The sequence below is a fragment of the Stenotrophomonas sp. TWI602 genome, from assembly GCF_039674045.1.
Classification (GTDB): domain Bacteria; phylum Pseudomonadota; class Gammaproteobacteria; order Xanthomonadales; family Xanthomonadaceae; genus Stenotrophomonas.
Genome location: NZ_JBDJMT010000018.1, coordinates 21,360 through 41,205 on the forward strand (window position 1 = coordinate 21,360; position 19,846 = coordinate 41,205).

Below are 19,846 nucleotides of genomic sequence, written 5' to 3' on the forward strand. Positions count from 1 at the left end.
CTCAGCCCTCGCCGGCCGGCGCGGCGGCGGGCACCGTGGCCGGTGCGGCTTCGCCCGCGGGCTTGATCCGTACCGTGGCGCCTTCGCTCAGCCCCTGGCGGCCACTGAGCACGACCTGCTCACCGGCCCGCAGACCCTCGAGCACCAGCCACTGGTCACCCACCGCGCGCGCCGTCCCGAAGGTGCGTTGATGCACGCGTCCGTCCGCGCCCACCACCCACGCCAGCGCCTCGCCCTTCGGGCTGCGGTCCACGGCGGCCTGCGGCACCAGCAGCGCCTGCTGCTGCGTACCCTGGCCGACCTGGGCGCGCACGTACATGCCGGGCAGCAGCTGGCCCTGTGGATTCGGGAACTGTGCCCGCAGGGTGATGCTGCCGGTTTCCTGGTCCACATCGATGTCGGCGAATTCCAGCGTGCCGGTCAGGGCGTAGTCGGTGCCATCGGAGAGCTTGAGCTGCACCGGCGCGGTGGTCGCCTCCACGCCGCCGTCGGCGATCGCGCGGCGCAGCGCGAGATACTCGTTGCTGGACTGGGTGATATCCACGTTCATCGGATCCACCTGCTGGATGCGCGCCAGCGGCTCGGCCTGGCCGTTGGTCACCAGCGCGCCCGGGGTGAACAGCGCGCGGCCGATCCGCCCGCTGATCGGCGCGGTCACCCGCGCAAAGCCCAGGTTGGTGCGTGCGGTATCGCGCACCGCCTGCGCCGCCTGCACCGCCGCCTCGGCCTGCTGGTGGGTGGCCACCGCATCATCCACGTCCTGCTGCGCCGCCAGTTGACCGACGCCGAGCTGCTGCATGCGCTTTGCACGCAACCCCGCCGCCACCGCACTGGCCTCGGCCGTGCGCAGGTTGGCCTGCGCTTCGTTCACCGAGGCCTGGTACAGCGCCGGTTCGATCTGGAACAGCGGCTGCCCGGCTTTCACCATCTCGCCCTGCTCGAACAACCGCGCCTGCAATACCCCGGACACCTGCGGGCGTACATCCGATTCCTGAGAGGCCACCGTGCGTCCGGGCAATTCCTGGGCCAGCGCCAGCGATTGCGTCTGCAGGGTCAGCACCGTCACCTCCGGCGCCGGTCCCTTTGCCTTGGGCGCTTCCTTGCTGCAGGCGGCCAGCCCCAACGCCACGGCCAGCCCCAGCAGCGGCAGGCGCCAAGGGCCGGACAACAGGCCGGGGGCCGGGGAGGACGGGAGCGGATCGGTCATGGGGGACGGTATTCCAGGCGTGAACGGGGCACATGGCCCCGGGCGGCAGGGCCACTGCTCGGGGCGAATATAGGAGAAGCGGGGCGAGGATCCGGCGAAAACCGCATGAAACATTTTTCATTTGCAGTCCCTCCGGGGGGTTGCGACGATGCACCGGTCCCAATCGTCAAAGTGGCCCATGCCGCGCGTACTCACCATCGAGGACGACCTCGTCACCGCCGAGGAGATCGCCACGGAACTGCGCAGCCACGGCTTCGAGGTGGACCGGGTGGGCAATGGCGAGGACGGCCTGGCCATGGCCTGCCGCGGCGACTACGCCGTGATCACCCTGGACCGCATGCTGCCGGGCATGGATGGCCTGGCCCTGGTCACGGCCCTGCGGCGCCAGGGCATCACCACCCCGGTGCTGATGATCAGCGCCCTTTCCGATGTGGATGAGCGGGTCCGGGGCCTGCGCGCCGGCGGCGACGACTACCTGACCAAACCCTTCGCCTCGGACGAAATGGCGGCCCGCGTGGAGGTGTTGATCCGTCGCCACGGGCAGCCAGCCGTGGCGGAGAACCAGTTGCGCGCCGGTGACCTGGAGCTGGACCTGATGACCCGCACCGCCCGCCGCGCCGGCGAGGAGATCACCCTGCTGCCGACCGAGTTCAAACTGCTGGAATTCCTCGTGCGCAACGTCGGCCAGGTGGTCACCCGCACCATGTTGTTCCAGGAGGTATGGGGCTACCACTTCGATCCCGGCACCAACCTGATCGACGTCCACATCGGGCGCCTGCGCAAGCGCATCGACCAGCCCGGGCGTGCCCAGCCGATCCGCACCGTGCGTGGCACCGGCTATGTCCTGGACGACCATGTCTGATCACTGGCGTTCCTCCAGCAGCCGGCTGCTTGGGCTGTACTGCGTGCTGTTCGTGGCCTGGTCCAGCGTACTGCTGGGGGTGATGTACTGGCGCGTCTCGGACTACCTCAACGACCTCGCCGAGTCCGGCCTGCAGCAGCGCGCGCACCTGTTCGAGAAGTTCGAGGGCCCGGCGCTGGACGATGCGCTGCGCGACAGCCTGCGCTATGACCTGCACGGGGCGTATGCCTACGGCATCTTCAGCCGCAGCGGGCAGCCACTGTCCGGCCCACTCCTGGCGATTCCCGATGGCCTGAGCATCGACGGGCACGCGCAGGCGGTGGAACGCTGGTCCCTGCGTAGTGGGCCGATCAAGGCGCCCGGGCGCGCGCTCGGCGTGGAAACGCAGGATGGCCGGCTGCTGGTGTTCGTTCGCCAGAGCGGCAAGCTCTCCGCGGTCAACAGCATCATTCTCGATGCGCTGCTGTGGGGCGTCTCGTTGACCATCATTCCCGGCCTGGCCGGCTGGCACATCCTGCGCCGGCGCCCGCTCAAACGGATCCAGCAGATCGAGGCCGCGACCAACCGCATCATCGCCGGCGATCTCGGCCAGCGCCTGCCCGTGTCCGGCCACCCGGATGAGATCGACCGTCTCTCGAGCATCGTCAATGCCATGCTCGAACGCATCGAGCAGCTGATGACCGAGGTCAAGGGCGTGTGCGACAGCATCGCGCATGATCTGCGGACCCCGCTCACCCGCCTGCGCGCGCATCTCTACCGCACCCGTGTCGGGCTGGAAGAAGATGACCCGCGTGCCGCGCAGCTGGACAAGGCGCTGACCGAAACCGACCGGCTGATGGCGCGCTTCGGGGCGCTGCTGCGCGTCTCCGAACTGGAAAGCCACCAGCGCCGCTCGGCCTTCGTCGAACTGGATGCGGGCGAGCTGCTGCAGGAACTGCACGCGTTCTACCTGCCACTGGCCGAGGAGAAGGACCAGCAGCTGCTGCTGGAGATCACCCCGCAGGTAGGCACGCTGTGGGGCGACCGCGAACTGCTGTTCGAGGCGCTGGCCAACCTACTCTCCAACGCGTTGCACTTCACCCCGGCGCAGGGCCGGATCGTGCTGCGCGCGGTGGATGACCACGGCGCACCGCGCATCGATGTGATCGACAACGGCCCCGGCATTCCGCCGCAGGATCGCAGCCTGATCTACCAGCGCTTCTTCCGCGGCGGTAGCGGCGGCGAGACGACCGAGGGCTTCGGGCTGGGGCTTTCGATCGTGGCCGCCATCGCCGGCCTCCATGGGTTCCGGGTCCGCGCCGGGGATGCGCCGGGCGGCGGCGCATGGCTGAGCATCCGCTGCGCGGCGGAGGGGCTTCGCTGACACCCGGCCGCCTGCACATCGCGGCGATGCGGTAGCCACTAGCATCGGCGGCGACGCTTGATTCGCTGCAAGGTGTACCCCTCGATGTCCTCATTGCCCGGCCCGCGCTTCCTCAACACCATCCTGCTTGGCGGCGACACGGCCGGGAAACTCGGTGCCGCCGCCGCGGCAGGGTTCGCACAGGTCGAGCTGTGGCGTGAGGATGTCGAGTCCTCATCCGTCGCCGAGGTGCGTGCAACCCTGACGCGCACCGGCCTGCAGCTCACCGACGTGCAGGTGCTGCTGGATTTTGATGGCGCTTCGGCGGCCACCCGCGAGGGCAAGCGTGCAGAGGCACTGTCCTTGCTTGCGCTGGCGCACGACATGGGCGCAGGCACGGTGCTGGTGCCCGCCTGCACCGCGACCGACTACGTGCCCGACCGCGTCACCGACGACCTGCGCTGGCTGTGCGCGCGTGCCGCCGAACGTGGCCTGCGCATCGCCTACGAAGGCATGGCCTGGAGCCGCCTGCATTCCACCCTGCCCTCTGCGTGGCAGCAGATCGAGCAGGTCGGCGCGCCGAACCTGGACATCGTGGTCGATGCCTTCCACCTGTTCGCCGCCGGGCGCACCGCCGACGATCTGCACGACGTGCCGGTGGAGCGCATCGCGCTGGTGCAGCTATCGGATGTGCTGACCCAGCCGTTGCCCGGCCAGGTCACCACGCAGGCGCGGCATCACCGCTGCCTGCCGGGCGATGGCCTCTGGCCGCTGGAGACGCTGATCGATGCGCTGGCCGCGATGGGTTACGGCGGGCCGATCGGGCTGGAGGTGTTCAACGATGCGCTGAAGGCCCGCGATCCACATGCGGTGGCACGTGAGGCCATCGCCGCGCTGGAGGCCGTGCTGACGCGCTGACGCTCGACGGCTGCCACCCGCGGGCCGTGTCGGGAAATCCGGCAAGCGCAGGACGTCAGGACGTGAGCGGGTGTCAGCGTGGTTCGACTGCCGACTTGGCGATCTGCGGCCACTGCCTGGCGACCGCCTCGATGTTACCGGCCACTACGGCCCGCAGATCGCGCGGATAGCGCACGCCCTCGGCCTCGCTCAGCCGCGTGGCATGGAACTGGCCGTTGCTGGCGCGCAGAATCCAGCCACCCTCGATGCAGGCGCGCGAGGCCAGGAACACGACGCCCGGCGCCACGGCCTCCGGGTGCAGCTCATCCGGCTCGCCTTCCACGCCCCACATGCGGGTCTTGGCCACGGGTGAAACCGCGTTGACCACGATCCCATGCGCGGCGCCTTCGGCAGCCAGCACATTGACGATGCCGACCGCGGCCGACTTCGCCGCCGCGTAGGCCGCCAGCCCGTGCTGCACGTACTGCGGGTACAGCGCGCGGTCGGAGGTGGTCAGCACGATGCGGCCATGCCCCTGCGCCTGCATCGCCGGCCACGCGGCCTGGGCGAGCCACAACGGCGCCTTGGCCGCGACCGCCATCATGTGGTCGAAACGATCCTCGTCCACCGCATCGATCCGCTGGTACTCGACCCAGCCCGCGTTGTGCAGGATCACGTCCAGGCGGCCATGCCGCTGCAGGATATCGGCGACCCGTGCAGCGGCCGCGGAGCGGGACTGGATGTCCTGGTGGCTGGCCTCGACAGAGAGCCCCTCGGCACGCAGACGCGCAACAGCGTGATCGATCCGCTGCGGATCACGGCCGGTACCGTCCAGCGTAGCGCCCACGTCCTGCATCACCACATGCGCGCCGCGCTGGGCCAGCAACCGGCTGTAGGCGAAGCCGAGGCCGCCTGCGGCGCCGGTGACCAGGGCGACCTGCCCGGCGAAAGAAAGTGTGTCGTTGATCGTCATGCGGACAGCATCCGCCCTGGACAGCGCGGATGCCAATACCGATGACAGCTTGCTGCGATACGCAGGGCGTATCGCACACGAGATGCTTAGCGGTGCGTGGGCTCGACGATCACCGCCGTGCCGTAGCACAGCACTTCGGTCAGGCCGGTCATCACGTCGGTGGCGTCATAGCGCATCGCGATGATCGCGTTGGCGCCCAGCAGCCGCGCATGGTTGGACATGTCCCGGTAGGTCTCTTCGCGCGCCTGCTCGCACAGCTGCGTGTAGATGGTGATGTTGCCGCCGAAGATGGTCTGCAGCCCGCCGAGGAAGTTGCCCACGATGGAACGCGAACGCACGGTGATGCCACGCACCACGCCCAGGCTGCGCACCACGCGGAAGCCGGGCAGCTCCATCGCCGTGGTCACCATGGAATCGTCGAGCCGGGTTGCCGGGCCTGCGCGGCCACCGCTGTTGTAAGGATCTGCCATTGCTGCCTTATCCAGGTTGAGAGTATCGATCCGGCCAGCACGCAGGGTGCGGCTGGCGCTGGCGGAAGGATAGCGCCAAGGCAAGCAAGGAAGCGACGTCCCGTGGCGCCCGGCGGCGCCCCTATATCCCGCCGAGCCTGACCACCTGGTACACCGCGATATTCCGCTCGGCCAGCGCACGCACCACCTCGGGAATCAGCTGCATCGGCAGGTCCACTTCATAGCCGTGCGGACGGGCGTGCAGGAGCGAGGCGTCGAAGTCGAAGGCAGGATTGTCGCTGGCGCGTTGAACGAGGAACGTGGTGATCGCATCGCGGGCGATGTCCTCCGATTCCCCGACTTCGACATACACCCGGTGCAGCGTGTCGCCGTAATCATCGGGCGTGCCGTGCACGGAAGTCACCGTTGGATCGGTCATCGCGTCCTCCTGTGTTGGCGCAAGCGCCGGGCCAGCCGAAACCATACACCTCGGTCGGTCCACAGCACCTGCACACAGTCGCACTTCCGGCAGCCCTCAGCGCCCCCGCGGATCGACCAGATCGCTCTTGCTACGCGCAAACACCGGCGCCCCCACGTCCAGCTCCGCATCACCCACCGGCCGACCTGCCAGGAAGTCCGTGATGCCCGCGGCGATGGCGGGATTCCCGAGCCACAGTTCGTTGTCGTGGCTGGCCCCGCGCACCCGCAATGTGCGGCTGTCGCTGAAGCCCGGCCGCAGCGCCTCGGCGTTGGCCGGCGGCGTGCGCCCATCCAGCGTGCCACTGATGAACAGCACCGGCACGTTGCTGCGCAGTGGCCCCCTGAAAGCATCGCCAAGATCGACCAGCCCCAGGCCATCCCCCAGTGCCGGGAACGGGAAGTTCAGCGCATCGCCGAACAGGCTCTCGCGTGCCTGCGCCTCGGCCAGTGCGCGGCGCTGCGGAGTCTGGCCCGAGGCCACATCCATCGCCAGCGACATCGCGCCGTAGCTGCCGTACTCACTGCGCAGCAGCAGGACCATCGCCGCCAGCAGATCGTAGTCGCCGTTCTCGGCATCGCGCAGGATCAGCGGCAGCCACTGCTGGGTCATGCGGCGCCCGAGACAGGCACTGATCGCCAGCTGCGCGTCGTACTCGCCGATCATCACGGGCTTGCCGCCATGCATGACACTGCGGCCCTGGCGCGGCTGCTCGCGCAGGGCCGCCAGCACGCGCGTGGCCGAGCCGGTCAGATCATCGAAGCCCGCTCCTTTGGCCAACACGCCCAGCTCCGCCAGCAGCGCATCGGCCGACAGCGGCAGCTTCAAGGTGTCATCAGGTCCTTCCGTCCCCATCAGCACCACGCGGTCCAGACCGGCGCCGTGCAGGCGCACCGTGGCCAGCGCCAGATGCGTGCCATAGCTCATGCCCCACAGGCTGATCTTCGGCACCTTCAACGCACGCCGCAGGTCCTCCAGATCGCCGGCACTTTCCGCGGTGGTGTAGGCCCCCAGGTCCACGCCCGTCTCCCGCCAGTACGCCACGCAGCGGGCGGCAACGTCACGCAGCGCGGCGAGCGCCGCATCGTGCTGCAGCGGCTTTGCATCGTCGAACGTGTGCTCATGCGGGCACGACGGCGGCGGCTCCGACTCACCCGCCCCGCGCTGATCGAGCAGCAGCACGTCGGTTTCGCGCCGGACCTGATCGAACACCGGCCAGCGCGGTCCGCGCCCGGTCCCGATCCCCGAGCCCCCCGGACCACCGGCCAGGTACACCACGGGCGACGCATTGCCATCGCCCCCCGTTGCCGGCAGGCGCACCACCCGCAGGCGCATGCGCGGGCCGTTGGGGTCGGCATGCCGGCGCGGCACCTCCAGGTAGCCCGCCTCGGCGGCGATGGTGCCGTGCTTCTGCGTCTCGAACGCATAGGGGGCGAACTCCAGCCGCGCCGCCGCATCACGTGCCAGCACAGGTGACGCGCCGACCAGGGTCAGGCAGAGCGCTGCCCACCGCGTGACCGGCAGGCACAGGCCGGGAGCAGGAGAGCGGAACAGGGACATCGGGATGTTGGACATGACGGACTCCGGGTGGGAGGTAAGGGAATCGTGCACCGAGTGACGGCGCATGCACCACGCCGTCAGCATCACCTTCCCCACGGCAGCCGAGGACGGCCCGTCCGCCGAACAGCTCCAGGCGGGGGTCCAGTGACTCCGCGCAACCGATACGATGGACGCATGCAGATCCCACGCACCCTGACCGCCCTCGTCGTCCTGCTCATCGCGGTCGCCGCGTGGCTGCTGTTGGTCGCGCCCCCACCGGGCGTGCACTACTACGAGCCACAGGAGATGGCACCCGCCACGTTGGATGCCGACGGCGCACTGCCCACCGCACCACCGACGGCACTGCAATGGCAAGCGGCCAACCAACGCGAACTGGTGAAGTGGCGCGGCCCTTACTGGCTGCGCTGGCGCTTGCCTGCGCAGCCAGCACACGGCGCGGCCGACCGTGCCCTGCGCATCTCGGTACGCGCCGCCAGCCAGCCCTTCTGGAACGGCCAGCCCTTGGCCGCCAATGGCACCGTCGGCCGCAACGCGGACGAAGAGCAGCCGGGACAGGTGGACATCATCCGTGTGCTGCCGCCCTCTTCCTCCAGTGGCACCGATACGGTGGTGCTGCTCGCCTCCAGCCATCATCAGTGGTTCAAACTGCGGGGCGCGGATGCCTTCGTTGCGGTCGGGCCGGCTGCCTCGATCTACAGCCTCAACCTTGGACCGTGGTTGATCGCCGCGCTTGCCACGGGGGCGCTGAGTGCGGCCTGCCTCTACTTCCTCGCTGCACAGCGCGGCCGTCCACGGGTACCGGGTGCGCGCCTGCTGCTCGCATTGGGGGTCGTCGGCCTTGCGTTGCCCGTCGTCGAAGCATGGCGGCCGCTGGTCGGCTATGGCTATCCGTGGCACGGCCCGCGACTGCTCATGCTGCTTCTGCTGCACCTCGCCGCGGCGATCCTGCTGCCGGCTTACCTGGCGCGTCGTTTCGGCGTCGCGGTGCCGAAGACAGCCCGCGTCGCCTATCTCGCCACACTGCTGGCGCTGGCCGCCTTCGTGCCCAGCTTCGACGGCCGCGGTGCCGCACTCCTGCTGCTCAGCCTGCTGACCTCCGCCTACGTGCTGCTGCGCGCCCGCGGCGAGCCCGACGAGCGCTGGCCAATCCTGACCCTGGTGGTGGCCGGTGCACTCGCCGTGCCGCTGGCCGGCGGCATCTTCCTCGACGGCCCCTACTTCCTGTTCCTGGCCGTGCTGATGGGCTTCCTGCTGATCCGCCACGCCGCCCAACTGCGTACGTTGGACCACCACAACGCGCAGCTGCGCGAAGAGCGTGCCCGCCTCTCGCTGCAGCTGTTGCAACGGGGCATCCAACCGCATTGGCTGATGAACACCCTCACCGGCCTGCAGGAACTGATCGAACAGGCACCGATGCGCGCAAGCCGCCTGGTCGAATCGCTGGCCGAGCAGTTCGACCGCCTGCGCGAGAGCAGCACCCGCCCCAGCGTGCCGCTGGACGAAGAGCTGGCGCTGTGCCGCAACCACCTGGACATCGTCGGCCTCGCGTTGGATCGCCACATCGGTCTCGAGGTCGACGGAGAGCACACGGGCCTATGGCTGCCGCCCGGCGTGCTGCATGCGCAGGTCGAGAATGCGCTGACTCATGCAGGAGCCGTCGCATGTGCCGAGCATCCCTTCCGCCTGCGTATCCAACGCGACGGCGACCGTTGGATGCTGGAGCTGCGCAGCGCACGCGGCACTGCCCCGCATCGCGGGCAAGGCACGGGCACCCGCTACATCGAGGCAAGCCTGGCCGCCACCTGCCCCGAGAACTGGCGCTTTGAACAAGGCCCCGATGGCAACGACTGGTACGGCCGCATGGAGCTGACATGCGCATCCTGATCGTCGAGGACGAACTGCTGGTCCGCCAGCGGCTGCTGCGGATGTGCACCGAACTGGCTGGCAGCCGCGCGCGATTCGATGCCGTGGCCGACCTTGACGCCGCCGGTGACCGGCTGCAGCGCAGCGTGTATGACGGCCTGCTGCTGGATTTGAATCTGGGTGGAGAGGATGGCTTCGACCTGCTGAAGCGCGTGGTGGCTGGCCGATACCACTGCGTGGTGGTCTCCGCGCATCGGGAGCGGGCGCTGCAGGCGTTTGAGCATGGGGTGCTGGATTTCGTGCCGAAGCCTTTCTCACGCGAACGGCTGGGGCAGGCGCTGGAGCGGCTGCTGGATGTTGGGCGGTATCGGTCCGGGGCGGCGCGTTACCTGGGCATCTGGCATGCGCAGGGGACGGCGATGGTGGAGCTCGCCAATGTGCTTTGGATTCGTGCTGATGGGGACTACAGCGAAGTACGTATGCGCGATGGGCGGAGTGAGCTGCATGACAAATCGCTGGCGACTCTTACTGCCGTGCTACCGCCGGACTTTGTGCGTTGCCATCGGTCGTATCTGGTCAATTTGACGCATGTGCGGACGTTGCATGCGGCTTCGGGGAGCCGTTACTGGTTGGTGCTGAATGATGGGGCTGAGGTGCCGGTGGGGCGGGCGTTTGTTGAGGACGTGCGCGGGGAACTTGGGTCGATATAAGCGCTTCGAGAAGACCGCTGCAGGACCGATGTCGGATTTCGGCCAGGAGCGGACGCAGCCTTTACAACAACCAGTCCTTCTTCATCCGGCGTATGTGAAGGAATAACCTCTTCCGATGCGTTGAATGCGAACAAACCCCAGCTCACCCAAGTGCATGCCGGCCGCCATCAACTGATCTGCACTGACCATATCCAAAAGCGCTGAACGGGCCGCCGCAGCCCGCTGCGGATCCTGGTCGAATGCGATGGATACGTCGGGCCGGGCAATTTGGATGTGGGGAAAATGCACGATGTCACCCCAGATCAACGCACTGCGGTCCTCCGATTCCACCCGATATCCGGTGTGCCCTGGCGTATGGCCTGACAGCGGAACCATACTGATACCGGGCAGTACATCGCCCTCGGCCAACAAGCGCAAGTTGCGGCGATAGCCGGCGAACACCTGCCGTGCGAGCAGGAAGTTGCCCCGGGCACGATCATTGCTGCGGGCAAGGTTGCCGTCGTCCTCCCAGAAGGACAGCTCGCGTGGGTGTATGAGCAGCTCCGCATTGGGGAAGACGGGGTGACCTTGAGCATCGAGTAGACCGCCAACATGATCAGGATGCGCATGCGTGAGCAAGATCGTATCCACATCCGTGGGCTGCACACCGGCTCGCAATAGATTGCCCCTCAATTCCCCTCCCCAGCCCTTGATCCCCCCGGCACCGGCGTCGATGAGGATCGTGCGGCCCTTCCCCCGCACCAGGTAGGTGTTGATATGGATCGAGGACGGGTCGCTGACCCCGGCCTTCAGCTGTAGCTGCGCGGCCTCGGCCGGATCGATGTGGGAGAGCAGATCCAGACTGGTGGTCAGATGGCCATCGCTGATCGCTTGGATCAGGAAGTCACCGATCTGGAGGGTGGGCAGAGCCCGTTCAATGATGGATGCGTTCATGCCGCTCGTCAGTTTCGCGCGTGGAGGGAATCATTGCCGTAGCCAAAGCATCGGATGCGCGCCGTCAGCCCAGCATGGTCTTGGATGGCCAGATCGAGCTGCCGCATGAATTCGTCCATGAGCTCGGGCGTCCTCTCCGGACCCAGTCGGTAGGCCAGTTCCGCAGATGCCGGATGGCCCCGCCCCTGACGCGCAGCCAGGTAAAGGATGTGGACGTTGTCCAACGCAGCACCCAGCATGTCCGTACACAGCACCGCGCATCGCTCAGTGAGCGCGGCCAGACTGTCGTCCGCCGGCATCCGCTCCGCGGTGAAGGAGATCGAGAGCCTAGGCATGTGAGCGCTGCTCCGATCCTTGTTGGCCTTCAACCGCCACGCTCTTGAGTTGCGCGGTCATGGGCGTATACGCGTGCACACCGTCAGGAAGGGATTCCAAGACCGGGACTTGCCCGGCCGGAACGCGCGCAAGCCAGAGTGCTGCGGGCGCGCGATCGAGCGCAACCGCATGCAAGGCCTCGAATGCAGTCCCCATCTCAATGAGCGGCTCAGGGCCGACGCGACTCACCAGCAGGTAATCGCCCTGTTCGACGGCGGAGGCCCGATCCAAGCCACTGTATAGGTTGCGATGCCAGTCGGTGATGTGCTGCTGCCAGCGTGCGAAGTTGCCCCCTCCCTTCCGGGCGTACTCGTCCCCCTGCAGGACCTCCAGGCCGTCTATCGAGTGAAGGGCAAGGTAGGTCGGGCACCCCGCACCACATGCCCTGAAGCGCTGCGAGGTGTGGAACCCCCGCACGCAAATGAGCGCAGGCAGTTTGTGCAGGCTGTAGAAATCGTTCCATTCCTCCTCGCTGGCGGAGTCGGAATAGCTGCATTCGACGGTGTAGATCATGGGAACACTCCTGGGCCGGCTTGTGCGCGCCCCTTGTTGATGTCCCCTCATGCTAGGCCTGCATTAGCTCGCATCAAACCGATGTTTCGGTATGCTTCAGTGACAAAAGATCACGCTGAATCCCCATGCGCAGGAAGATTCCCAGTAGCACCGCCCTGACCGCCTTCGAGGCCGCCGCCCGCCACGGCAGCTTTGCGCGGGCAGCGGAAGAGCTTTCCCTCACCGAGGGGGCCATCAGCCGCCAGATCGGCAGGCTGGAATCCTTCCTGGGGGTCCCCCTATTTGAGCGGGTCGGCAATCGCGTCCGCCTCCTGCCCAATGGGCAGCGATACGCCGCCCAGGTCCGCGAGTCGCTGGACCGCTTGGACCGGGACAGCCAATACCTGATGGGCCAACCGAAGGACGCTGCAAGCCTGGACATTGCCGTAACGCCCACCTTCGCGTTGCGATGGCTCATCCCTCGCCTGCCCGCGTTTACCCGCGCGCACCCGAACATCACCGTGCACCTTTCCGAGCGCACTGACCCGTTCGCGCTGGCCGGCAGTGGATTCGACGCCGCCGTGCACTTCGAGCACCCAGCCTGGACAGGTATGCGCACTTACCCGCTACTGCAGGAAGTGCTGGTGCCGGTGTGCCATCCCGCGCTCATCAAGGGCGCAAAGGCTCGCGTCACGCTGGACCAACTGCCGCGGCTGCACAGACGACAGAGTCCCGATGCTTGGCAGCGTTATGCCGAGAACGTCGGTATCGCTCTCGCTAACGTAGCGGTGGGTGCACGCTACGACCTTCATGCGATGCTGATTGAAGCAGCGCTTGCAGGCCTCGGAGTCGCCTTGGTGCCACGTCTCTACGTGGAGACAGAGCTGGAGCAAGGTCGGCTGGTGGCGCCATGGCCGCAAGGCGAGGCGGTGTCCAAGACGTTCTGCCTGGTGCTGCCCGAACCGATGGGTTTGACGCCCAGACCTGTGAAGACGTTCTCACGGTGGCTACTAGAGGAGGCTGGCAAACCTTGGGCTGAAGATATCGCTTGCGACAAAAGTCCGCGACTCCACGAATGAAACGAACGGATCTCGTTGCATGTCCGCTACCGGCCAGGAGCAGACATTGCGAAACGTAAGCCGAAGGTGGGCCTAGTCGAACTTTATCGAGGAAGCCAGATCACCCTTTGTTGACACTTCAGCAAAGGCAGTCTCGGTTCCAGCTGGTAGTGGCACTCGCATTTCCGCTTACATGGACGTTGCGCACAAGGGATGTCTCCGTGCAGGTCGAACTGCTGAAGAAACGCGTACGGAGCCTACGCGAGCAAGGGGCGAACGTTCGCTCTGGGTCGAATGCGGCCGCGGAGGTGAAGTAGCACGCTTGTACTCCCTCAAGACGGGAGATTCCCACGGCTACCACGCTCAGGCACCACCGAGTGCCCTGAGCGCTAGCAGACGCTCCATTGCTTGGTCTGAGCTCCGCGCGTCTTTCGCCACTGGATCCACGCGATCGCGGCGACGAAGAAGACGCTGCACAGGTAACTGCCTTCCGGCCCTTGCGCGCCACCGGTCAGGGTGTCGAGGCCTTGCGGGCGCAGCGCCACCAGCAGCGCCGGCAAGTGCGCATCCATGCCGGTGACGGGCAGTTCAAAGCCGGTTGCGAGCAACCAGTTCCACCCCGCGTGCCAGCCCATCACGCCCCAGATATTGCCGGTCCGCAGCGCCCAGGCGCAGGCGAACAGCGAGAACAGGAACGTGCTGAGCATGACCAGGGGCGGCTGGTGCGGACTGAAATGCAGGAAGCAGAAAACGAGCGACACCAGCAGCACTGCGACCGTGACATTGGTCTTGCGCGCCACCACCGACAGCATCCAGCCGCGGAAGATGACTTCCTCCACGCTCGCCTGGAACATGAAACTCAATAGCAGCAGACCGATGTGCAGCAGACTGACGGGCGACCGCCAGGCCTGCCCCAAGCCCGCCGCCTGCATGCCGCCAGCCATCCAGATCGCGACTACGACCAGCGCGATCGTGCCGAATCCAACGGCCAGTCCGCGCAGGAAGGTTTTCAGCGGCGCCGGACCGGTCAGCCCGATACTCGCCAGCGAGCGCCCTTCGACGAAGCGTACCCAGGCGAGCACGGCCGCCAGCGTCGGCGCAAAGCCGATCCACAGCAGCGCATGCAAGCCAGCGAGGCCGATCGGATCGCCGCCCGGCGTCGACCAATGCTGCGACTGCATCCATCCGTCCAGCGCGATCACCGGTACCGCGTTGAACAGGATCATCAGGATCGGCGTCAGCCAGGCCCAGGGCAGCCAGCCGCGGGCCGGATCGGGCGAATACAGGACAACGGGGGTCATGCGGGGCTCCAGGTCGACGTGATCGCCGCTGCAAGTTGCCATCCGCGCGGGGGCGTGGCTACCCGTTTGCGACCAAGCCACAGAAGCCGCCGATGAATCACCCGGATCGCCGACGAAATAGCGCTGAGTCGTCGCCCGTGGTGTCCGCTTTGAGTGGCGGTTCCGACAGCCACAAGGCCCTGATGTGGGACCGCTGGCGGCAGGGCGAGTCGTTGCACCAGATGGCGAGGCTGTTCGATCGGCATCACTCGTCCGTGCGAGGGGTTCTCGCCGAGACTGGCGGGATGCAGCAGTGGTCGCCCGAACAGATCGCTGGCTGGCTCAAGCGGACTTACCCGGACGATCCGAGCTGCCAGGTCTCACACGAGACGATCTATCGCACGCTCTTCATCCAGTCGCGCGGGACTTCCAGACACGGATCGAGCGATATCAACAAGCTGTTGCATTGACCAGTTGAAACCGCCGTCGAAAGCGGACATTACCAGCGGTCGGCGCCACCGTCCTCCCCGAACGTCCACTTTCGGCCAGAAGCGGACGTTCACAAGCCCAGCGCCGCGCCAAGCGATCAAGCGGCGTCTGCTTGCCAAGTGGATGTTCCAGATGGCGAAGGCTGAGGGCTCTAACAGCTGGCTGTTCAACCGCTGCCCAGGCTCGGCCTTCATCCCGCTGACGCATGCTCCGCCGCAAACGCTGCGTACGTACGCAGCGGCCGACCCAGCAACTGCATCAACCGCTCCACGTCACCCGCGCCCGGCAGCATGCCGTCGCTGATGAATCGCTCGGCCATCTGTCGCATGTCGTAGGCCATCCACGCCGGCATGAACTGGCGCAGGTTCTGCTCGAAGGCGGCCGTGTCATCGCCCCCGTAGGCGATCGGGCGGTTCAGCACATCGCTCCAGATGGCGGCCACCTGTTCTCCGGTGACTGCTTCCGGGCCGACCAGGTTGAGTCGGGTCAGCGCGCTGTTGTCCGGCGCCTGTTCGCGGTTGAGCAGTTCGATGGCGGCAATCTCGGCGATGTCGCGGGTGTCGATCATCGCCAGCCCCTTGCTGCCAATCGGCATGGGGTACACACCGTAGCCCTGCACCACGTCCTTGATGGTGAGGTCGTTATCGATGAAATAGGCCGGGCGCAGGATCGTGGCGCTGAAGCCCATCTGCTCGATCATGCGCTCCACGCCAAACTTGCCGGCGAAGTGCGGCACGTTGACATAGCGGTCGCTGTGGATCACCGACAGGTACACCACGCGCTTCACCCCCGCCTCGCGGGCGACGTTGAGGGTGATAAGTGCCTGGGTGAATTCGTCGGCGACCACGGCGTTGAGCAGGAACAGCGTGGAGACGCCCTCGAAAGCTTGGCGGAGGGCATCCACATCCAGCATGTCGCCCTGCACCAGTTCCACGGTGGCGGGCAGGTTGGCAGTGGCGGGGGTGCGGACCAGTGCGCGAACGCTTGCGCCGCGCTGGGTGAGGTGCTGGACGACCTGACGGCCGATGGTGCCAGTGGCGCCGGTAACAAGAATGGTCATGGGGTACTCCGGGTGGGTGGTGAGGCCTCATGGTTGTTGATCCGCGTACGGGCCGATAGCCCATATGCTTGGACCACCTGTCTCGCTGGTGGAACACATGGACCTACTGGCCTTGGCCGACTTCAACCTGGTGGCGCGCCACGGCGGGTTTGGCCGTGCCGCGCGCGCAGCGGACCGCCCCAAGGCAACGCTCTCGCGGCGTGTGGCTGAGCTGGAGGCCAGCCTGGGGGTGCGGCTGTTCGAGCGTGGCTCGCACACGCTGAAGCTCACCGAGGAGGGTCGGGCGCTGTTCGAGCGCACCGAGACGCTGCTTACCGAACTGGACGAAGCGGCCACGTCCATTTCCTCAGGCGGCGACACGCCCCGTGGGCGGCTGCGCGTGAGCGCACCGATGCTGTTCTCGCAGATGGCGCTGGGAAAGATCGCAGCCGAATTCGTGAAGCGCTATCCACAGGTGCGGCTCGATGTCACTACCGAAGACCGCGCCGTGGACATGGTGGAAGAAGGCTATGACCTGGTGATAAGGGTCAATCCGGATCCAGATGAACGGCTGGTGGGGCGGGTGCTGATCCGGGATCGCCTCGTGGCGGTGGCGCACCCCGACCTGCCCCTGCCCGCGCTGGGCGAGACGGCGCCTGCGGTGTTCCGTCCGTCCAGCAATGCCACCGGCTGGGACCTGGTGACGCCGAGAGGCGAGATACGTATCGCGGTGGATCCGGTGCTGCGCCTGGGCGCACTGACCATGGTGCGCGATGCCGTTCGTGCAGGCACCGGCGCGGCGATGCTGCCCTTCTCGCTGGTTGCCGACGATCTCAGGGAGGGCGCATTGGTGTCGTGGGGACATGCGAAGGCCCCGCCGATCGAGATATGGGCGCTGTACCCTTCGCGACGACTGCTCAGCTCAAGGGTGGCGGCGTTGCTCGACCTGCTCAAGGAATCCTTCCCCGAGGGTCAGGCGGAGGAGCTGGCCGCCTTCGCAGGCGGGGGCCGCTGACGGCCAGAAACGGTCACTGCCAGCGATTGGCGCCTTTCTGTTGTCCGAAAAGTCCGCGATCGGCCGGAAAAGCAGACCAGCCTGACTCTTCAGCACGGACTGCATCGTTGGAAGCAGTTGCTAACATTGCAAGCTACTCCTCAATGGAAGGACGTCGCCCGCATGCCTTTCCTCCCGGCGTTTCGCCGCGTCGCAGCGCTGACGCTCGTGGCGTTGCCGGTCTGTCCGTTTTCTACCTTATCAGCGGCGGGGCCTGCTTCCGAGACCAGCGCCTTCATCCACCCCATCAACAATGCCGAAGACGCCCCCTTGGTAGCACTGGGCAGCAACGGCCTGCTGCGCTATGCCTTGTACTCCGAACGCGGTAGCGATCACGCGCGCAACATCGTCCCGGACTTCTCCCGCGCCGGCTACCAGGGCGGCGGTGTCAGCCTGCCCACCCGCTCCAGCATTCCTGTTATTGAGGTCCTTGAGCCAAACGCGGAGGGTGACGACTATCCCCGCATCCAGGCAGCCATCGACGCGGTCGCCGTGCGTGTCCAGGACAGCCGGGGCCTACGCGGCGTAGTCCTGCTGCGGCGCGGCGGTTATAGGTTGAGCAAGACGCTGACCATCCGGGCCAGCGGCGTGGTGTTGCGCGGTGAAGGTCGAGGTGCCGACGGCACGGTGATCCGCTCCCAAGTCAGCGATCGGCAGGGCAGGATTCTTGAAGTGGGCAGCAGCGAATCCGCGGTTCCCCGCGCCGCTCTGGACCCACGCCGGACCGCCATCACCATGGACTACGTGCCGGTGGGGGCGATGCGGATCACAGTGAAGTCCGCAGCCGGCTATCGCGTGGGCGATACGGTATCGATCGCGAGGGAACCCAATGCCCGCTGGGTCGGCCCCGAGGGCATCGATACCGCACGATACCGATGGACGCCCAGCGACTACGCTGCGTACAGCGAACGCGTCGTCACTGCCGTAGACCACGACACGATCAGCCTGGATGCCCCGATCATGGATGCCATCGCGACGCGCTTCGGTGGCGGCAGCGTCTATCGCACGGATCCCATCCGTATCTCGCAGGTCGGCATCGAAGACCTCCGCCTTGAGGGTAACCCCGAGACCGGGACGGTCAACGGCACCGCCGATTCCGGCCCCTTTACCGCACTCCGCTTGGGTGCAATCTACAACTCATGGGTTCGCGACGTGACCGTGCGTTATGTGTCGCATGGCTTCGTGACCCGCAACGGCGCCCAGTTCAATACCCTGCAGGACATTGCCTATCTCGACCCCAGGTATGGCGCAACCCAAGGCGCCCGCCGCTATGTGTTCCTTTACGAGGGCAACGCCGCCTTCAATCTGATCCAGCGCTGCTACAACCAGGGCGGCAGGCATACCTTCGTCATCGGCGCACGGGTACCCGGTCCCAATGTGTTTCTGGACTGCCTCGCCGTAGGTGACAGCAACGACAGTGGTCCACATCATCGCTGGTCCACCGGCACGCTGTACGACAACACCAAGGGATACATGCTGCGGGCACAGAATCGCCGGTACAGCGGAACGGGGCATGGGTGGGCGGGCGCGCAGCAGATGTTCTGGAACACCGAGCACGACATCTACGTCATCCAGGCGCCGCCCTTCGCGATGAACTGGAGCGTGGGACAGGTGGGCGCCATTGCACCCGGGAAATTCCCGCCTGAGGAACCTGCAGGGATCGTGCAATCGGTGGGCCAGGTGGTGACACCTCGCAGCCTGTATCTGCAGCAGTTGCGTGATCGTCTGGGCGAACAGGCGGTGATCAACGTCACCACTGAAGCGCAACGTGACGGACGTATCTGGGACAGCTTGGCCGCTGGCGCGGTGGAATAGCACTCATAGCAGGGAGAGCTCGCTGAAGGGGATCTTCGCTATCGCCGAAAAGCGGACGCGAGCGGACCGAAGCAGCGCTACCGAGGGCAACGGCGGTTCAATGCGCCATCGACACGGCATAAGCGTTCGCCGCACTCCTGAACCCTCCGTTCTCGGTTTCCACCAGCACAAAGAATTCCTCGTCCAAATGATGGAAAGGACCTGCTTGGTCATCGCTGTTCGCCCCTATCTCGTCCATCGCGAGGTCGCGCTCGGTTCGCTCTCTCGGATACCGGGGACCAAAGGCAGCCATCGCTTTGACGATCAGCTCCGCGGTAAGCGGCATGTGGAGGGCACGAAAGGCTCGAGCACCTTCAGGGGCGAGTACCCCTGTGCTGTTCGAGAAGAACTGCTCAAAACCACCATTGTTGATCTCGGATTGGCACCAGTGCGCGGCGAACAAAATGCGTGATGCTTCCGGGGCGGCATTATATTGATGCAAAAACACCTCCGCACCGTCGTAAATGGACACGGTGTCCCAGACTGGTTCAACCAGCTGCCAGTAGCTCACGGACAATCTCCAGCGGGGCCAGAGACCGGCGCGTCTTGGCAATCCTCCGGATTTTAGTGGAGGCTATTAACGAGCGCGAGGTGCGGCAGCGTGGATCGCACATCGGTGTTCCGCTCGCGCAATTCGTTCCATCGCCTGCCTCCTTCGCCGGCAGATCTGCGCTTGATGGAGATCGGGACGCCTGGTCCAGAGAATTGACCACGTCGCGCTGCGCAGCCCTTGAACCACCCAAACCCAACCCAACAAAAAAGCCCCCGTTTCCGGAGGCTTTTTCGACTGAATCATGGTGGGCGGTACAAGGTTCGAACTTGTGACCCTTGCCGTGTGAAGGCAATGCTCTACCGCTGAGCTAACCGCCCGATGCTGCTGAGCCGCTCATTATAGGGCGGCAAATTTTGACGTCAACGGTTTCACCGAAAT

Annotated in this window: 19 protein-coding genes, 1 tRNA gene and 1 pseudogene; 9 read left to right on the forward strand and 12 right to left on the reverse strand. The window is 66.2% G+C overall.

Annotated features, from left to right (window positions below):
- Position 1 precedes the first annotated feature (1 nt).
- A complete protein-coding gene (locus tag ABE483_RS14770; protein WP_346481940.1) occupies positions 2–1,207 on the reverse strand; it encodes an efflux RND transporter periplasmic adaptor subunit in 1,206 nt (401 codons plus the stop codon).
- Positions 1,208–1,385: 178 nt separating this feature from the next.
- On the opposite strand from ABE483_RS14770, the gene ABE483_RS14775 reads away from it, so the two are divergent.
- The 3 genes from ABE483_RS14775 to ABE483_RS14785 all read left to right on the forward strand — a co-directional run bounded on the left by ABE483_RS14775 (position 1,386) and on the right by ABE483_RS14785 (position 4,329).
- On the forward strand, positions 1,386–2,069 hold the full coding sequence (locus ABE483_RS14775) for a response regulator transcription factor (RefSeq protein ID WP_313212127.1): 684 nt from the start codon (positions 1,386–1,388) through the stop codon (positions 2,067–2,069).
- On the forward strand, positions 2,062–3,432 hold the full coding sequence (locus ABE483_RS14780; protein WP_313217421.1) for an ATP-binding protein: 1,371 nt from the start codon (positions 2,062–2,064) through the stop codon (positions 3,430–3,432). The genes ABE483_RS14775 and ABE483_RS14780 overlap by 8 nt, the downstream gene beginning before the upstream one ends.
- Before the next feature lie 84 nt (positions 3,433–3,516).
- Positions 3,517–4,329, forward strand: coding sequence for a sugar phosphate isomerase/epimerase family protein (locus ABE483_RS14785; RefSeq protein WP_346481941.1), 813 nt, complete (start codon positions 3,517–3,519; stop codon positions 4,327–4,329).
- Between the two features lie 73 nt (positions 4,330–4,402).
- Here the strand turns inward: ABE483_RS14785 and ABE483_RS14790 are convergent, their stop codons facing one another.
- From ABE483_RS14790 to ABE483_RS14805, 4 genes are all read right to left on the reverse strand, one after another.
- Positions 4,403–5,281 (reverse strand): SDR family NAD(P)-dependent oxidoreductase, encoded by an 879-nt coding sequence (locus tag ABE483_RS14790; RefSeq protein ID WP_313217418.1) that lies wholly within the window; start codon positions 5,279–5,281, stop codon positions 4,403–4,405.
- Positions 5,282–5,367: 86 nt separating this feature from the next.
- Positions 5,368–5,751 carry a YbjQ family protein gene (locus tag ABE483_RS14795; protein ID WP_313212122.1) on the reverse strand — a complete coding sequence of 128 codons (384 nt, stop codon included), beginning with the start codon at positions 5,749–5,751 and terminating at the stop codon, positions 5,368–5,370.
- A 121-nt stretch (positions 5,752–5,872) separates the two neighbouring features.
- Complete coding sequence (locus ABE483_RS14800; RefSeq protein ID WP_346481942.1) at positions 5,873–6,169, reverse strand: hypothetical protein; 297 nt, start codon at positions 6,167–6,169, stop codon at positions 5,873–5,875.
- Positions 6,170–6,265: 96 nt separating this feature from the next.
- Positions 6,266–7,783: an alpha/beta fold hydrolase gene (locus ABE483_RS14805; protein WP_346481943.1), complete on the reverse strand. Its 1,518-nt coding sequence runs from the start codon at positions 7,781–7,783 to the stop codon at positions 6,266–6,268.
- A 159-nt stretch (positions 7,784–7,942) separates the two neighbouring features.
- On the opposite strand from ABE483_RS14805, the gene ABE483_RS14810 reads away from it, so the two are divergent.
- Complete coding sequence (locus tag ABE483_RS14810) at positions 7,943–9,652, forward strand: histidine kinase (protein WP_346481944.1); 1,710 nt, start codon at positions 7,943–7,945, stop codon at positions 9,650–9,652.
- Entirely contained in the window at positions 9,640–10,341 is a 702-nt protein-coding gene (locus tag ABE483_RS14815) for a LytTR family DNA-binding domain-containing protein (RefSeq protein WP_346481945.1), read from the forward strand. Before ABE483_RS14810 ends, ABE483_RS14815 begins: the two co-directional genes overlap by 13 nt.
- 81 nt (positions 10,342–10,422) lie before the next feature.
- Here ABE483_RS14815 and ABE483_RS14820 read toward each other — a convergent pair whose 3' ends face one another.
- Genes ABE483_RS14820 through ABE483_RS14830 form a run of 3 tightly spaced genes read right to left on the reverse strand, consistent with a single transcriptional unit; the run spans position 10,423 to position 12,162 of the window.
- Entirely contained in the window at positions 10,423–11,274 is an 852-nt protein-coding gene (locus ABE483_RS14820; RefSeq protein WP_313212117.1) for an MBL fold metallo-hydrolase, read from the reverse strand.
- 8 nt (positions 11,275–11,282) lie between these two features.
- Positions 11,283–11,609 carry a hypothetical protein gene (locus tag ABE483_RS14825; protein ID WP_346463568.1) on the reverse strand — a complete coding sequence of 109 codons (327 nt, stop codon included), beginning with the start codon at positions 11,607–11,609 and terminating at the stop codon, positions 11,283–11,285.
- Complete coding sequence (locus tag ABE483_RS14830; RefSeq protein ID WP_346481946.1) at positions 11,602–12,162, reverse strand: hypothetical protein; 561 nt, start codon at positions 12,160–12,162, stop codon at positions 11,602–11,604. Before ABE483_RS14830 ends, ABE483_RS14825 begins: the two co-directional genes overlap by 8 nt.
- 125 nt (positions 12,163–12,287) lie before the next feature.
- Between ABE483_RS14830 and ABE483_RS14835 the strand changes: the two genes are divergently transcribed.
- Entirely contained in the window at positions 12,288–13,220 is a 933-nt protein-coding gene (locus ABE483_RS14835; RefSeq protein WP_346481947.1) for a LysR substrate-binding domain-containing protein, read from the forward strand.
- 368 nt (positions 13,221–13,588) lie between these two features.
- On the opposite strand, the gene ABE483_RS14840 is transcribed toward ABE483_RS14835, so the two are convergent.
- Entirely contained in the window at positions 13,589–14,500 is a 912-nt protein-coding gene (locus ABE483_RS14840; protein WP_346481948.1) for a type II CAAX endopeptidase family protein, read from the reverse strand.
- 182 nt (positions 14,501–14,682) lie between these two features.
- Between ABE483_RS14840 and ABE483_RS14845 the strand changes: the two are divergent.
- Positions 14,683–14,904: pseudogene (locus ABE483_RS14845) on the forward strand (IS30 family transposase); the annotation flags it as partial.
- A 254-nt stretch (positions 14,905–15,158) separates the two neighbouring features.
- Here the strand turns inward: ABE483_RS14845 and ABE483_RS14850 are convergent.
- Positions 15,159–16,028 (reverse strand): NmrA/HSCARG family protein, encoded by an 870-nt coding sequence (locus tag ABE483_RS14850; protein WP_346481949.1) that lies wholly within the window; start codon positions 16,026–16,028, stop codon positions 15,159–15,161.
- 112 nt (positions 16,029–16,140) lie between these two features.
- On the opposite strand from ABE483_RS14850, the gene ABE483_RS14855 reads away from it, so the two are divergent.
- Positions 16,141–17,022 carry a LysR substrate-binding domain-containing protein gene (locus ABE483_RS14855; protein ID WP_313212111.1) on the forward strand — a complete coding sequence of 294 codons (882 nt, stop codon included), beginning with the start codon at positions 16,141–16,143 and terminating at the stop codon, positions 17,020–17,022.
- A 162-nt stretch (positions 17,023–17,184) separates the two neighbouring features.
- Positions 17,185–18,876, forward strand: a complete 1,692-nt coding sequence (locus ABE483_RS14860) for a hypothetical protein (protein WP_346481950.1) — start codon at positions 17,185–17,187, stop codon at positions 18,874–18,876.
- Between the two features lie 97 nt (positions 18,877–18,973).
- On the opposite strand, the gene ABE483_RS14865 is transcribed toward ABE483_RS14860, so the two are convergent.
- The gene (locus ABE483_RS14865) at positions 18,974–19,426 is read right to left on the reverse strand and encodes a DUF4375 domain-containing protein (RefSeq protein ID WP_313212222.1); all 453 of its coding nucleotides are present in this window, start codon (positions 19,424–19,426) and stop codon (positions 18,974–18,976) included.
- 284 nt (positions 19,427–19,710) lie between these two features.
- Positions 19,711–19,785 (reverse strand) — tRNA-Val (locus tag ABE483_RS14870).
- Between the last annotated feature and the right edge of the window lie 61 nt (positions 19,786–19,846).